Genomic DNA, 14990 nt, shown 5'->3' on the forward strand with positions numbered 1-14990 from the left:
AGCAGACCAGCTATGTTGATTTATCTCCCCCTGGCTTCATTGAGGATGTTATGAATCAGCCTGTTATTACCCTGTGGTCCGATGCCGATTTTTTCTCCCCCTATGTGATGTCCGTGTACGTGGCGCTGCAGGAAAAAAGCCTGCCGTTCACTCTTAAGACCGTCAATCTCGACAGCGGCGAGCATCTGCAGCCAGGCTGGAAGGGCTACTCCGCGACACGGCGCGTGCCGCTGCTGGAAGTGGATAATTTTTCGCTGAGCGAATCCTCGGCCATTACCGAATACCTTGATGAACGCTTTGCGCCGCCGGAGTGGGAGCGCTTGTATCCGCACGACCTGCAAAAACGCGCGCGGGCGCGGCAGGTGCAGGCCTGGCTGCGCAGCGATCTGATGCCCATACGCGAAGAACGCTCCACCGATGTGGTGTTTGGCGGTGTGAAGAAGCCGGCGCTGAGCGCCGCGGGGCAAACCAGCGCGGCTAAACTCTTTGCTACCGCCGGCGCGCTTTTGGCGCATGGCGGGCAGAATCTGTTTGGCGAATGGTGTATCGCGGATGCCGATCTTGCACTGATGCTAAACCGTCTGGTGCTGAACGGCGACGAGGTGCCGGAAGCGCTGGCGGACTACGCGAGCTTCCAGTGGCAGCGGGCGTCTGTTCAGCGTTATGCCGCACTGTCGGCTAAACGTAGCGGCTGATAAGCGCAGGCAGTTCCGTTATCATAGACAGACCGTATTGTCTGGTAAGGGGTTGATATGAAACTGATGTTCGCATCCGATATTCACGGCTCGCTGCCTGCGACCGAACGCGTTCTGGAACGTTTCGCGCAGAGCGGGGCGCAGTGGCTGGTTATCCTCGGCGATGTGCTTAATCACGGGCCGCGCAACGCGCTGCCGGAAGGGTATGCGCCGGCGCAGGTCGCCGAGCGGCTGAACAGCGTCGCGCAGCGGATTATCGCCGTCCGCGGTAACTGCGATAGCGAAGTCGATCAAATGCTGCTGCATTTCCCCATTACCGCCCCCTGGCAGCAGGTGCTCAGCGAACGCTACCGCCTGTTTCTGACCCACGGTCATCTCTATAGTCCGGATAATTTGCCGCCGCTCGCCGCTGGCGATGTACTGGCTTATGGTCATACTCATATTCCGGTTGCCGAGAAACACGGCGATATTTTCCTCTTCAATCCTGGTTCTGCGAGCATCCCGAAAGGCGGCTTTGCCGCCAGCTACGGCATGCTGGAAGATGATCGGCTGCAGGTTTTCGCACTCAAAGATAATCAGGTTATTGCAGAGGCCGCAATTTACCCGTAATTTACCCCTCAATCGTAAAGACGCGCCGCGAGAGCGCTTAAAAGTAAGGTTTCCTGATGGCGGAACAGAAGCATTTGGCAAGCACAGAATGGGTCGATATTGTTAATGAAAACAATGAGGTGATAGCACAGTCCAGCCGCGAGCAGATGCGCGCGCAGTGTCTGCGTCACCGCGCGACCTATATTGTGGTTCATGATGGGATGGGCAAGATTCTGGTGCAGCGCCGTACCGAGAGCAAAGATTTCATGCCGGGCATGCTGGATGCGACCGCCGGCGGCGTGGTGCAGGCGGATGAACAGCTGCTGGACTCCGCGCGCCGCGAAGCGGAAGAAGAGCTGGGGATTGCGGGCGTGCCTTTTGCCGATCACGGCCAATTCTACTACGAAGATAAACACTGCCGCGTCTGGGGAAGCCTGTTTAGCTGTGTTTCTCATGGCCCGTTCGCCCTGCAGGAAGAAGAGGTCAGCGAAGTATGCTGGCTGACGCCGGAAGAGATCACCGCGCGCTGCGATGAGTTCACCGCCGATTCACTGAAAGCGCTGGCGCTGTGGATGACCCGTAACGCGGGCAATACCGGCCACGATCGCGACGAGCCGGAAGAAGACGAAGCGTAATTTCCTTTACGTGTTAGCGTCATAAAAAAGGCAGCCATTTGGCTGCCTTTTTTGTCTCAGCGGGAGATTATTTCTGCTGCTGAGAAGACTGAATCGCCGTCAGTGCGATGGTGTAGACGATATCGTCTACCAGCGCGCCGCGGGACAGGTCGTTTACCGGCTTACGCATACCCTGCAGCATCGGCCCGATGGAGATCAGGTCAGCGGAACGCTGTACGGCTTTGTAAGTGGTGTTACCGGTGTTCAGATCCGGGAAGATGAACACGGTCGCGCGTCCAGCTACCGGAGAGTTCGGCGCTTTGGACTTCGCTACGTCAGCCATCACTGCGGCATCATACTGCAGCGGACCGTCGATCATCAGGTCAGGACGTTTTTCCTGCGCCAGACGAGTCGCTTCGCGTACTTTTTCTACATCGCTACCTGCGCCGGAGGTGCCGGTGGAGTAGGAGAGCATCGCCACGCGCGGTTCGATACCGAAGGCAATCGCGGAATCAGCGGACTGAATCGCGATTTCCGCCAGCTGTTCTGCGGTCGGATCCGGGTTGATCGCGCAGTCGCCGTAAACGTAAACCTGTTCCGGCAGCAGCATGAAGAATACGGAAGAGACCAGCGAGCTGCCCGGCGCCGTTTTGATAAGCTGCAGCGGCGGACGGATGGTATTGGCGGTGGTGTGAACCGCGCCGGATACCAGGCCGTCGACTTCGTCTTGTTCCAGCATCAGGGTGCCGAGAACGACGTTATCTTCCAGCTGCTCGCGCGCAACCGCTTCGGTCATGCCTTTGTTCTTACGCAGTTCGACCAGACGCGCCACGTAGCTTTCGCGAACCACTTCCGGATCGACGATTTCAATACCAGCGCCCAGCTCTACGCCCTGAGAGGCCGCAACGCGGTTGATCTCATCCGGGTTACCCAGCAGCACGCAGGTAGCAATACCGCGCTCGGCGCAGATGGCCGCCGCTTTAACGGTACGCGGTTCGTCGCCTTCCGGCAGAACGACGCGTTTGCCCGCTTTACGCGCCAGCTCGGTCAGCTGGTAGCGGAAGGCCGGCGGAGACAGACGACGGCTGCGCTCGGAGGTCGCGGTCAGCGATTCGATCCAGTCGGCGTTGATGTAGTTGGCAACGTATTCCTGAACTTTCTCGATGCGCTCGTGATCGTCAACCGGTACTTCCAGGTTGAAGCTCTGCAGGCTCAGAGAGGTCTGCCAGGTGTTGGTGTTAACCATGAATACCGGCAGGCCGGTGGCGAAAGCGCGTTCGCACAGCTTGCTGATGCGCGCGTCCATTTCATAGCCGCCGGTCAGCAGGATAGCGCCGATTTCTACGCCGTTCATCGCCGCCAGGCAGGCTGCGACCAGTACGTCAGGACGGTCTGCGGAAGTCACCAGCAGAGAACCCGGACGGAAGTGCTCCAGCATGTGCGGAATGCTGCGCGCGCAGAAGGTTACGGACTTCACGCGGCGAGTATTGATGTCGCCTTCGTTGATCACGGTCGCGTTCAGGTGATGCGCCATGTCGATAGCGCGCGTGGCGATCAGATCGAAGCTCCATGGCACCGCGCCCAGCACCGGCAGCGGGCTGCCGTTCTGCAGCTGCGCCGGGTCGATCTTCACGACTTTCGCTTTAGACGAGTCGTCGAAGATTTCGGACAGGTCAGGGCGGGTACGGCCTTGTTCATCAACCGGAGCATTCAGTTTGTTAACGATAACGCCAGTGATGCTGGTGTTCTTCGCGCCGCCGAAGCTGTTGCGAGTCAGTTCAATACGCTCGTTCAGCTGTTCCGGGGTATCGGTGCCCTGAGACATCACGAAGACGATTTCCGCGTTAAGCGTTTTCGCGATTTCGTAGTTCAGAGACTGAGCGAACTGGTGTTTACGGGTCGGGACCAGGCCTTCAACCAGCACCACTTCAGCATCCTGAGTGTTGGCATGGTAGTTGGCGATGATTTCTTCCATCAGCACGTCTTTCTGGTTGCTGGACAGCAGCGACTCAACGTGGCTCATGTTCATCGGTTCAGCGGCAGTCGTCGTTGAAGAGCTGGCGCGAACGATGGTGGTAGTCTGGTCTGGAGTATCGCCACCGGAACGCGGCTGGGCGATAGGTTTAAAGACGCTCAGGCGAACGCCTTTGCGTTCCATAGCGCGGATAACACCGAGGCTGACGCTGGTCAGGCCTACGCTGGTTCCGGTAGGGATCAGCATGATAGTACGGGACACGATATATCCTCTTTCGTTACCGCCAGTTTTAGGCGGGATACAAAACAGCACCGCCAGCTTACCGTCATACTTCAAGTGGCAACTCGAAGACGTCAGGGTTATCGCTGGCGGTGTGGAATTAAGCGGTCAGACGGTGTGCGTCTTGAGCGATAACCAGCTCTTCGTTGGTCGGGATAACCACGGCAGGGCGGGTACCTTCTTTGTTGATGAAGCCAGACTTACCGAAACGGGCAGCCAGGTTACGTTCGTGATCAACTTCGAAGCCCAGAACGCCCAGTTTACCCAGGGACAGCTCACGAACCATCGCGGCGTTTTCACCGATACCACCGGTGAAGATAACCGCGTCCAGACGACCGTCCATCAGCGCGGTGTAAGAACCGATGTATTTCGCCAGGCGGTGGCAGTAAACGTCCATTGCGCGCTTAGCGTCAGCTTTATCCGCGTAGTTGTCTTCAACGTAGCGGCAGTCGCTGGTGACTTCGGTCAGACCCAGCAGGCCGGACTCTTTGGTCAGCATTTTGTTGATAGCATCTACGCTCATACCCAGCGCGTCGTGCAGGTGGAAAATGATCGCCGGGTCGATATCGCCAGAGCGAGTACCCATCACCAGACCTTCCAGCGGGGTCAGACCCATGGAGGTATCAACGCATTTACCGTTACGGATAGCGGAAACGGAACCACCGTTGCCGAGGTGGCAGGTGATGATGTTCAGTTCTTCAACCGGCTTGTTCAGTACCTTAGCGGCTTCCTGAGTCACATAGTAGTGGCTGGTGCCGTGCGCGCCGTAACGACGTACGCCGTGCTCTTTGTACAGGCTGTACGGTAGGGCGTACAGGTAGGACTCTTCCGGCATGGTCTGATGGAACGCGGTGTCGAACACGGCAACGTTCTTGTCTTTCAGGTGCGGGAAGGATTTCAGCGCTTCAGCGATACCGATCAGGTGCGCCGGGTTGTGCAGCGGTGCGAAGGAAGCGGAGTCTTTGATGCCCTGAATAACGGAATCGTCGATGACAACGGAACTGGTGTATTTTTCACCGCCGTGAACGATACGATGGCCAATTGCGGTCAGCTGTGCTGACAGTTCTGGTTTTTGTGCCAGAATAGTGTTAACGATAAAGTTCAGCGCTTCACTGTGAGCGGCGCCTGCGCCTAACTCAGCTTCGTGTTTGCCGCCGTCCATTTTCCATTTGATACGGGCTTCAGGAAGATGGAAACATTCGGCTAAACCGGAGAGATATTCGTCACCGTTAACGGCATCCAGGATAGCAAATTTCAGGGAAGAGCTACCGCAGTTCAGAACCAGTACTAACTTACTCGACATGGAAGTACCTTTTATGATACGTGGCTAAAAAAACATCAGTGTGTCACAAAGCGTAGCGCAGGATGACATCGACATTTATGATTAACATCATGCCTTGTTCTGTTTTCTGGCACGATGAGGGAAGTACATATGATTTTATGTCATTTTGCATAATTTTCCGCCAGCAGCAGAATATGCGATAATTTGACTAACCTGGTAAAAGGGTCTAACCGCCCTCTCAGGTGGGCACAGGATACCTGATTGCCGCATCCATTGCCAAAATCTTTTGAACGTTGTCATGCACAGTTGGTGTTTTGCACGAAAATTTTAAGTTTTATATGTAAAGTTGAGGTATAGCCATGTCGACCCCTGAGAATCGCCCCGTTAGCTTTTTTAGCTTGTTTCGTCGCGGGCAGCACTATGCGAAGACCTGGCCCCTCGATAAGCGATTGGCGCCGGTGTTTGTCGAAAACCGCATTATTCGCGCTACCCGCTACGCGATTCGCATCATGCCGCCGGTTGCGGTCTTCACCTTATGCTGGCAGATAGCGCTCGGCGGCCAGCTTGGCCCGGCCGTCGCCACCGCGCTGTTTGCCTTAAGCCTGCCGATGCAGGGGCTGTGGTGGTTGGGCAAGCGTTCCGTGACGCCATTACCGCCATCAATATTGAACTGGTTTTATGAAGTGCGCGGCAAATTACAAGAGGCCGGGCAGGCGTTAGCGCCGGTTGACGGCAAGCCGGATTACCAGGCGTTGGCTGACACGCTTAAGCGCGCCTTCAAACAACTGGATAAAACTTTCCTTGATGATTTGTAATTCCATACGGAAAACGCATATAAAAGAAGGCGCATGATTTATGCGCCTTCTTTATTTCACGCCGTAAGTGCTACAGGAGTCAAAAATGGAAATGACCAATGCGCAGCGTCTGATTTTGTCCAATCAGTACAAGATGATGACTATGCTCGACCCGGACAACGCCGAACGTTACCGCCGTCTACAGACCATCATCGAGCGTGGATATGGGCTGCAAATGCGCGAGCTGGACCGCGAATTTGGCCAACTGACGGAAGAAACCTGCCGGACCATTATCGATATCATGGAGATGTACCACGCGCTGCACGTTTCGTGGACCAACCTGAAGGACGCCTCCGCTATCGATGAACGTCGGGTGACCTTCCTTGGTTTTGACGTCGCCACCGAGGCCCGCTATCTCGGCTACGTGCGCTTTATGGTCAATGTAGAAGGGCGCTATAGCCACTTCGATGCCGGTACTCACGGCTTTAACTCGCAGACGCCGATGTGGGAAAAATACCAGCGTATGCTGGCCGCCTGGCACTCCTGCCCGCGCCAGTATCACTTGAGTAGTAACGAAATTAACCAAATTATCAATGCCTGATGGAGGTGCCCGTGCAGTGTAAAGGTTTCCTGTTCGATCTCGACGGGACGCTGGTGGATTCTTTGCCGGTGGTCGAGCGTTCATGGTGTAAATGGGGCGATCGTTTCGGCATTCCGCACGATGAGATTCTCGGTTTCATTCACGGTAAACAGGCCATCACTTCGATTCGTCATTTTATGCCGGGGCGCAGCGAAGAGGATATTCAGGCCGAGTTCCGCTTCCTTGAGCAGATTGAAGCCACCGATATCGACGGCATTGTCGCACTGCCGGGCGCGTTAAGCTTGCTGAATACGCTTAATGAAGCGGGGATCCCGTGGGCTATCGTGACTTCGGGTTCCATTCCGGTTGCTCACGCCCGCCACCGCGCGGCAGGTCTGCCGATGCCGAAAGTGTTCGTTACCGCCGAGCAGGTGAAGAAGGGGAAACCGGCGCCGGATGCCTATCTGCTCGGCGCCGAGCTGCTGGGAATACCGGCACAACAGTGCGCGGTGGTGGAAGATGCGCCGGCGGGTCTGCTTTCCGGGCTGGCTGCCGGATGCCGCACCATCGCCGTCAACGTTCCGGCTGATGCGCCGCGCCTTGATGAGGCCGATCTGGTGCTGACGACCCTCGAAAGCTTGCGCATTGAGCGGCAGGCGGATGGCAATGTTCAGGTGAATCTTAAAGCATAATCTCATGACTTAGCCCCGCGTTGCCGGGGCTTTTTTGTGCCACAATTTCGGCTCCCTCTTCAGACAAGGATAAGTTGTGAACGGTGAATTGATTTGGGTGTTATCGCTACTGGCCATCGCGGTTGTCTTGTTTGCGACCGGCAAGGTGCGCATGGATGCCATCGCGCTGATGGTGATAGTTGCGTTTGTGCTTAGCGGTACCTTAACCCTCAGCGAAGCCTTCTCCGGCTTTAGCGATCCGAACGTTATTCTCATTGCTGCTTTATTTATCATTGGCGACGGCCTGGTGCGCACCGGCGTGGCGACTAAAATGGGCTCCTGGCTGGTCAAGGTTGCCGGCAATAGCGAAACCAAAATGCTGGTCTACCTGATGCTCACCGTTGCCGGACTGGGGGCGTTTATGAGCTCAACCGGCGTAGTGGCGATATTTATTCCGGTAGTGCTCAGCGTCTCGCTGCGTATGAATACCTCGCCGTCGCGGCTGATGATGCCGCTAAGCTTCGCCGGGCTGATTAGCGGCATGATGACGCTGGTGGCGACGCCGCCGAACCTGGTGGTCAACAGTGAGCTGCTGCGCGAGGGGTTGCATGGCTTCAGCTTCTTCAGCGTGACCCCGATTGGCCTGGTGGTGCTGGTGTTGGGTATCGTCTATATGCTGGTGATGCGCTTTATGCTGAAGGGCGAAGATGACAGCGCCGCCCGCGATGGCCGCAAGAAAAGCACCTTCCGCGATTTAATCAAAGAGTACCACCTCACCGGTAGGGCGCGCCGGCTGGCGATTCGTCCGGGCTCGCCGATGATCGGCCAGCGGCTTGATGATTTAAAGCTGCGTGAACGCTACTGCGCCAACGTTATCGGCGTCGAACGCTGGCGGCGTTTTCGCCGGGTGATCGTCAACGTTAACGGGGTGTCGGAGTTTCGCGCCCGCGACGTGTTGCTGATCGATATGTCGGCATCCGACGTCGATCTGCGGCAGTTTTGCGGCGAGCAGATGCTTGAGCCGATGGTGCTGCGCGGCGAATACTTTTCCGACCAGGCGCTGGACGTCGGTATGGCGGAAGTTTCGTTAATCCCTGACTCAGAGCTTATCGGCAAAACGGTGCGCGAGATGGCCTTCCGTACCCGTTTTGGTCTGAATATCGTTGGCCTGAAGCGCGATGGTAAAGCGCTCGACGGCGCGGTAGTTGATGAACAACTCCAGTTAGGCGACATTATGCTGGTAGTTGGCAACTGGCGGCAGATAGCCATGCTGGCAAAACGCGGCCGCGATTTTGTGGTGCTGAATATGCCGGTAGAGGTCAACGATGCTTCGCCCGCGCACAGTCAGGCGCCGCACGCCATTTTCTGCCTGGTGTTAATGGTAGCGCTGATGCTTACCGATGAAATCCCCAACCCTATCGCCGCAATCATCGCCTGCCTGTTGATGGGCAAGTTTCGCTGTATTAACGCCGAGAGCGCCTATAAGGCGATCCACTGGCCGAGCATCATTTTGATCGTGGGTATGATGCCCTTCGCCCTGGCGTTGCAGAAAACCGGCGGCGTGGATTTAGTGGTGCAGGGATTAATGGACGTCGCCGGAAGTAAAGGCCCCTATTTGATGCTGGGTTGTTTGTTTGTGATGTGCGCGGCGATTGGTCTGTTTATCTCGAATACCGCGACGGCGGTGCTGATGGCGCCAATTGCTCTGGCGGCGGCGAAATCGATGGGAGTATCGCCATATCCTTTTGCCATGGTGGTGGCGATGGCGGCTTCGGCGGCGTTTATGACCCCGGTCTCTTCACCGGTTAATACGCTGGTGCTAGGACCCGGTAAATATTCGTTCAGTGATTTTGTCAAAATCGGTGTGCCCTTCACCGTACTGGTGATGGTGGTCTGCGTACTGCTGATCCCGGTACTCTTTCCGTTTTAATTCATTCAGGCCGGGCAGGGGCTGCCCGGCCTGAATATTAAAGCGGTGAATCCTGGCTGATTTCATCGAGCGACAGCTGGAAGCTCGGGACAAATACCTGCATAAAGTAATCCATCTCCGGGCTACGGCGCGACTCCAGCGTTTTTTCCAGCCGACCTTTCGCCAGCAGAAATTCGTTATTGCCGGCAGAAAGCTCTTCAAGACATTTCAGATAAGCGCACAGGGCGTCGGCCTGCTTCACAATCGACTGCTCTTCTTCGCTGTAATGGTGTTCATCAATCAGTGGCTCAAAGATATCGCGCAGCTCATCGGGAACCATATCGACCAGTTTTTGCTGAGCGATTTTTTCAATCGCTTTATATTCCTGGGCAATCTGCGAATTGAAATATTTCACCGGCGTGGGCAGATCGCCGGTGAGGACCTCGGAGGCATCGTGATACATCGCCAGCAGGGCAATGCGTTCGGCGTTGACCTGGCCGCCAAACTTGCGGTTCTTAATTGCCGCCAGCGCATGGGCGACCATCGCCACCTGCAAACTGTGCTCGGAGACGTTCTCGGTGCGCACATTGCGCATCAAAGGCCAGCGGTTAATTAGTTTCAGGCGGGAGAGGTGGGCAAAGAAATGACTCTGACTCATAGGAACCCTTAAGCAGTGACAACATCGGGTTCCATTGTGCGCAGGGATCGCCGCCGGATGCAAATACCGGCGGCGGCGCGATTAAAGCTGATGATAGCCGGAGAGGAAGCGCCCGAAGCGGGAAATCGCCATTTCCAGGTCATCTTCACGCGGCAGGGTGACGATACGCACGTGATCCGGCCACGGCCAGTTGAACGCGGTACCCTGAACCAGCAGCACTTTCTCCTGCAGCAGGAAATCGAGCACCATTTTCTGGTCATCGTGGATATTAAAGCGTTTGGCGTCGATTTTCGGGAACATATACAGCGCGCCTTTTGGCTTGACGCAGGAGACGCCCGGGATCTCGTTGATTAACTCCCAGGCGCGGTTACGTTGCTCATACAAGCGCCCGCCCGGAATGATAAATTCGCTAATGCTCTGATAGCCGCCTAGCGCGGTTTGGATAGCGTGTTGCGCCGGGACGTTGGCGCACAGGCGCATCGAGGCCAGCATTTCCAGCCCTTCGATATAGCCTTTGGCGTGCTTTTTCGGCCCGTTCAGCACCATCCAGCCCTGGCGGAAACCAGCGACGCGATAGGTCTTCGACAGCCCGTTGAAGGTGACGGTTAACATATCCGGCGCCAGCGCGGCGATAGAGTGATGTTCGGCGTCGTCATACAGTATCTTGTCGTAGATTTCGTCGGCGAAAATAATCAGGTTGTGCTGACGGGCGATCTCGACGATCTCCTGCAGCAGCTCTTTGGAATAAACGGCGCCCGTTGGGTTATTCGGGTTAATGATGACGATCCCGCGGGTGCGTGGCGTAATTTTGGCGCGGATATCGTCGAGATCCGGGAACCAGTCTGAAGATTCGTCGCACAGATAGTGTACCGCTTTGCCGCTGGAAAGCGAGACCGCCGCGGTCCAGAGCGGGTAGTCCGGGGCTGGAACCAGCATCTCGTCGCCGCTGTTGAGCAGGGCCTGCATGGCCTGGACGATCAGCTCGGAAACGCCGTTACCGATATAGATATCTTCCACGGTAACATCGCGCATTCCGCGCGCCTGGTAGTGCTGCATAATTGCTTTACGGGCGGAATAGAGACCTTTTGAGTCGCTGTAGCCCTGGGCGGTCGGCAGATTGCGGATAACGTCGACGAGGATTTCGTCAGGCGCATCAAAGCCGAACGGCGCCGGGTTGCCGATATTCAGCTTGAGTACCTTGTTGCCTTCTTCTTCAAGGCGTTTTGCTTCTTTGAGAACCGGACCGCGGATGTCGTAACAGACATTCTCTAACTTGCTGGATTTTTCGATAGGGGACATGAACCTTTGACCTTTTAGCTGTTATCGCCACTCCCTGCCGTGGAAGTCAGCACGGAACAATGTACTCCGCATCCCCGCTGTTTTGAAGGGTTAACAGGAGAAGATTTTGCGAATAGTATTTTTTTAGAGTAATGAATTTGTCTGTGTAATGGCGTTATTCTTTATATAATGTGCCTGATATGGGTTTTGGAATGGTTTTATGTTGCGCATATTGCGCAGATGCATGGATATTTATCTGGTTTGTTGCTGATGGAAAAAGTGGGTTGCCTGAATTTTAACCGCTAAAAGACACTATGCTAATAAGAAAGAGGGTGCTGATAACTGTAGCAACTATGTTAATTTTTTTTAATAAAACATGCCAATTAATGAATCAGGTATATTTGATTGCATAGATTATTTCGGGTTTTGTTAATTTAATTATAGTGCTGCAAAAATGTTTAAAATTACCTTAGATAATACTGATTAGCGCTTATAAATATTGTGGTTTTCGGTTAGGATATGACGGTTAATATCGACGTATAAACCTCTGTTTAACGGCGTGATTTTATTAATATATTGTTATTGCAGGCTTTTTTGTTTGTGTTCCAGCAGGCGTTGTTATGCGTGTCGGGCTTCCGGGCGTAACGAGATTTGTTATTGCAGACTTTGTTTGAGATTCATCACATAACGTAAGTCTCAGTAATTAAAAATGCGTAGAGCTACGAACAAAATATTACTCAAATTTTTCGCACATTTGTCGCGAACGAGTGCTTTCACATGCAATGACGTTCTTCCAGTTGTCATCCGCGGCAATTGTCCGCTCGGCACGAGGCTCATGGAATAGCCGGAAACCTGGATACAGCATCAACAAGGCAGGCCAGCATCAGCGCCTGTAAGTGAAGAAATATGATAAATGCAAATCGTCCGATACTGAATCTCGATCTCGATCTGCTGCGGACCTTCGTCGCCGTCGCCGATCTGAGCACCTTTGCGGCGGCCGCTGCCGCGGTATGTCGTACCCAGTCCGCCGTCAGTCAGCAGATGCAGCGCCTGGAGCAACTGGTTGGCAAAGAGCTTTTCGCTCGCCATGGGCGTAATAAATTACTGACCGAGCAGGGGATCCAACTGCTCAGCTACGCGCGTAAAATACTGCGTTTTAATGATGAAGCCTGCATGTCGCTAATGTTTGGCAGCCTGCAGGGGACGCTGACTATCGGCGCTGCCGATGAAACGGCGGATACCATCCTGCCTTATCTGCTCAATCGAATCGGCAGCTTCTATCCCAAACTAACGCTGGAAATTAAGGTCCTGAATTACGCCGATATCGTCGCGAAGTTAGGCAGCGGCGAGATCGACCTGGCGTTAACTACCCATCAAACCGGCGAATTTGACGTCCTGACGCTGCGTACCTCGCCGACGCTGTGGTACTGCGCCGCGGATTATGTACTGGCGCACGGAGAATCCGTTCCGCTGGTGCTGCTCGAAGAGTCCGGGCCGTTTCGCGAAGATATCATCTCCGCGCTGAATGCCGCGCAGGTCCCCTGGCATCTGGCGCATGCCGCCAGTTCTCTGGCCGGGGTAAAAGCCGCGGTGAAGGCGGGGCTTGGCGTCACCGCGCGACCGGTTGAAATGATGAGCCCTGAGCTGCGCGTGCCGGGTAAAAGCGATGGCCTACCGGGTTTGCCGGATACCCACTATGTGTTGAGCTGTAATCCACAGCGGGAAAACGAGCTGGCGCAGGCAATTTTTCAGTCGCTGAGCCAGGACCATAATCCGTGGAAAACAGAAACGCTCTATACCCCGGAAGGGGGAGACGGCTCCCTGGTTTCATAAAGCCAAATTATCATATATCGATCACAATAATCCGGTAACAAAATGTAAGTGTAAAAAAGAGTCGCCGATCGACAAAATGAGGTCAGTGGCTCTTTTTTTTTATATTTTACAAGGATTTTAAGCAGTTTAATAATTTATTGATATATGAATCAATAGGTTGGCCCGGAAGCGGCCATTGTTTCCCTGTTTTTAGCTGCAGTTTCAATACTTCCTGCTAATGTTAAAAAACCGGATAGATTGTTGCCGTTTTTCTGATGTAATTAACAAAAGCGTGTCACAGATCAAGAAAATACCCCTACTTGGGGGGAGGAATCGCGGCCAAATCCTGTCAAAATAGATTGGCGAAACTGATTTACGTCTAAAACGGACACGATTCAACAACACTAAATCCGAATGATATGCAAGGTTATTACGCAACAAAGGGCATTTAATGTTAATGAAAAGATTCCAATGTAAATTAATGTAGTTAAAACTTTTGTTAAAGTTGACAAAAGGTTAAAGAAAGGGGTAAAAAGCCACGGCATTTGGGCTTCCTCATCAACCAGGGACGCTTTTTTGCAAGGTCATTTTTTTATTCCTCCCGTGAAACGCTGTGGCGTTCATCTGCCATCAAGAGCAGAGGGTTTTGGCGCTACACTTTTTTGGTTAAGCAATGCGTATGTCAACATCCACTGAAGTCATCGCTCATCATTGGGCATTCGCTATATTTCTCATCATCGCTATCGGTCTGTGCTGCCTGATGCTCGTCGGCGGCTGGTACCTCGGCGGTCGCGCGCGCGCGCGTAGCAAAAACACGCCGTTTGAATCGGGGATCGACTCCGTTGGTTCGGCCCGCTTACGTCTTTCTGCGAAGTTTTATCTGGTCGCCATGTTCTTCGTTATCTTCGACGTGGAAGCCCTGTATCTCTACGCATGGTCAACCTCCATTCGCGAAAGCGGCTGGGTTGGCTTTGTGGAAGCCGCAATTTTCATTTTAGTGCTACTGGCTGGTCTGGTTTACCTCGTTCGCATCGGCGCACTGGACTGGACGCCTGCGCGTTCCCGTCGCACGCTGGTTAACCCGGAAACAGACAGTCCCACTAACCGTCATATGCAGTAAAAGCGAGGCAATAAGATGGATTATACGCTCACCCGCATAGATCCTAACGGTGAGAACGACCGTTACCCCCTGCAAAAACAGGAGATCGTAACCGACCCCCTGGAGCAAGAAGTCAATAAAAGCGTGTATATGGGGAAACTCGAACATGCGCTGCATGACATGGTGAACTGGGGCCGTAAGAACTCGATTTGGCCGTACAACTTCGGCCTGTCTTGCTGCTATGTAGAAATGGTGACGTCATTCACTGCGGTGCATGACGTTGCGCGTTTTGGCGCGGAAGTACTGCGTGCCTCTCCGCGTCAGGCCGACCTGATGGTGGTCGCCGGCACCTGCTTCACCAAAATGGCCCCGGTAATTCAGCGCCTGTACGATCAGATGCTGGAGCCGAAGTGGGTTATCTCTATGGGCGCATGCGCTAACTCCGGCGGGATGTACGATATCTACTCCGTCGTGCAGGGCGTGGATAAGTTTATTCCGGTTGATGTTTACATCCCGGGCTGTCCGCCGCGTCCGGAAGCTTATATGCAGGCGCTGATGCTGCTGCAGGAATCCATTGGTAAAGAGCGCCGTCCTCTCTCCTGGGTGGTTGGCGATCAGGGCGTCTATCGCGCCAACATGCAATCCGAGCGCGAGCGTAAACGCGGCGAACGAATTGCGGTGACCAATCTGCGGACTCCGGACGAGATTTAACTTGCGCCTGCGGGCGGGAACCAGACTTCGCAAATCAATCTACAA

At 54.3% G+C, this 14990-nt stretch carries 14 protein-coding genes; 10 read left to right on the top strand and 4 right to left on the bottom strand.

The window, feature by feature from the left end; translation table 11 throughout:
• Positions 1 to 50: 50 nt before the first annotated feature.
• The 3 genes from yfcF to yfcD are packed head-to-tail and all read left to right on the top strand — an operon-like array spanning position 51 to position 1918.
• On the top strand, positions 51 to 695 hold the full coding sequence (gene yfcF, locus KGA69_RS13590; protein ID WP_045391484.1) for a glutathione transferase: 645 nt from the start codon (positions 51 to 53) through the stop codon (positions 693 to 695).
• A gap of 57 nt (positions 696 to 752) precedes the next feature.
• Complete coding sequence (gene yfcE, locus KGA69_RS13595) at positions 753 to 1304, top strand: phosphodiesterase (RefSeq protein ID WP_213292392.1); 552 nt, start codon at positions 753 to 755, stop codon at positions 1302 to 1304.
• A gap of 56 nt (positions 1305 to 1360) precedes the next feature.
• Complete coding sequence (gene yfcD, locus KGA69_RS13600; RefSeq protein ID WP_015365574.1) at positions 1361 to 1918, top strand: NUDIX hydrolase YfcD; 558 nt, start codon at positions 1361 to 1363, stop codon at positions 1916 to 1918.
• 67 nt (positions 1919 to 1985) lie between these two features.
• On the opposite strand, the gene pta is transcribed toward yfcD, so the two are convergent.
• Positions 1986 to 4133 (bottom strand): phosphate acetyltransferase, encoded by a 2148-nt coding sequence (gene pta, locus KGA69_RS13605; RefSeq protein WP_026612251.1) that lies wholly within the window; start codon positions 4131 to 4133, stop codon positions 1986 to 1988.
• Positions 4134 to 4251: 118 nt separating this feature from the next.
• Positions 4252 to 5454, bottom strand: coding sequence for an acetate kinase (ackA, locus tag KGA69_RS13610; RefSeq protein ID WP_045391478.1), 1203 nt, complete (start codon positions 5452 to 5454; stop codon positions 4252 to 4254).
• Positions 5455 to 5792: 338 nt separating this feature from the next.
• Between ackA and yfbV the strand changes: the two genes are divergently transcribed.
• From yfbV to KGA69_RS13630, 4 genes are all read left to right on the top strand, one after another.
• Positions 5793 to 6248 (top strand): terminus macrodomain insulation protein YfbV, encoded by a 456-nt coding sequence (gene yfbV / locus KGA69_RS13615; protein WP_045391475.1) that lies wholly within the window; start codon positions 5793 to 5795, stop codon positions 6246 to 6248.
• 85 nt (positions 6249 to 6333) lie between these two features.
• Positions 6334 to 6828, top strand: coding sequence for a YfbU family protein (locus tag KGA69_RS13620; protein ID WP_045391472.1), 495 nt, complete (start codon positions 6334 to 6336; stop codon positions 6826 to 6828).
• 11 nt (positions 6829 to 6839) lie between these two features.
• On the top strand, positions 6840 to 7499 hold the full coding sequence (locus KGA69_RS13625; protein ID WP_047043353.1) for a sugar phosphatase: 660 nt from the start codon (positions 6840 to 6842) through the stop codon (positions 7497 to 7499).
• A 76-nt stretch (positions 7500 to 7575) separates the two neighbouring features.
• The gene (locus KGA69_RS13630; RefSeq protein ID WP_045391469.1) at positions 7576 to 9408 is read left to right on the top strand and encodes an SLC13 family permease; all 1833 of its coding nucleotides are present in this window, start codon (positions 7576 to 7578) and stop codon (positions 9406 to 9408) included.
• A 37-nt stretch (positions 9409 to 9445) separates the two neighbouring features.
• Here the strand turns inward: KGA69_RS13630 and yfbR are convergent, their stop codons facing one another.
• Both yfbR and alaA read right to left on the bottom strand, forming a co-directional pair.
• Complete coding sequence (gene yfbR / locus KGA69_RS13635) at positions 9446 to 10045, bottom strand: 5'-deoxynucleotidase (RefSeq protein ID WP_032712094.1); 600 nt, start codon at positions 10043 to 10045, stop codon at positions 9446 to 9448.
• An 81-nt stretch (positions 10046 to 10126) separates the two neighbouring features.
• Entirely contained in the window at positions 10127 to 11344 is a 1218-nt protein-coding gene (alaA, locus tag KGA69_RS13640) for an alanine transaminase AlaA (RefSeq protein WP_015365583.1), read from the bottom strand.
• Between the two features lie 885 nt (positions 11345 to 12229).
• Here alaA and KGA69_RS13645 point away from each other — a divergent pair.
• The 3 genes from KGA69_RS13645 (at position 12230) to nuoB (ending at position 14945) form a co-directional block, all read left to right on the top strand.
• Complete coding sequence (locus KGA69_RS13645) at positions 12230 to 13156, top strand: LysR family transcriptional regulator (RefSeq protein ID WP_045391466.1); 927 nt, start codon at positions 12230 to 12232, stop codon at positions 13154 to 13156.
• A 652-nt stretch (positions 13157 to 13808) separates the two neighbouring features.
• Positions 13809 to 14255 carry an NADH-quinone oxidoreductase subunit NuoA gene (nuoA, locus tag KGA69_RS13650; RefSeq protein ID WP_002913181.1) on the top strand — a complete coding sequence of 149 codons (447 nt, stop codon included), beginning with the start codon at positions 13809 to 13811 and terminating at the stop codon, positions 14253 to 14255.
• 15 nt (positions 14256 to 14270) lie between these two features.
• A complete protein-coding gene (nuoB, locus tag KGA69_RS13655; RefSeq protein WP_002913178.1) occupies positions 14271 to 14945 on the top strand; it encodes an NADH-quinone oxidoreductase subunit NuoB in 675 nt (224 codons plus the stop codon).
• Positions 14946 to 14990 lie beyond the last annotated feature (45 nt).

It is taken from the genome of Klebsiella sp. A52, assembly GCF_018388785.1.
In the GTDB taxonomy this organism is placed as follows: domain Bacteria; phylum Pseudomonadota; class Gammaproteobacteria; order Enterobacterales; family Enterobacteriaceae; genus Klebsiella; species Klebsiella aerogenes.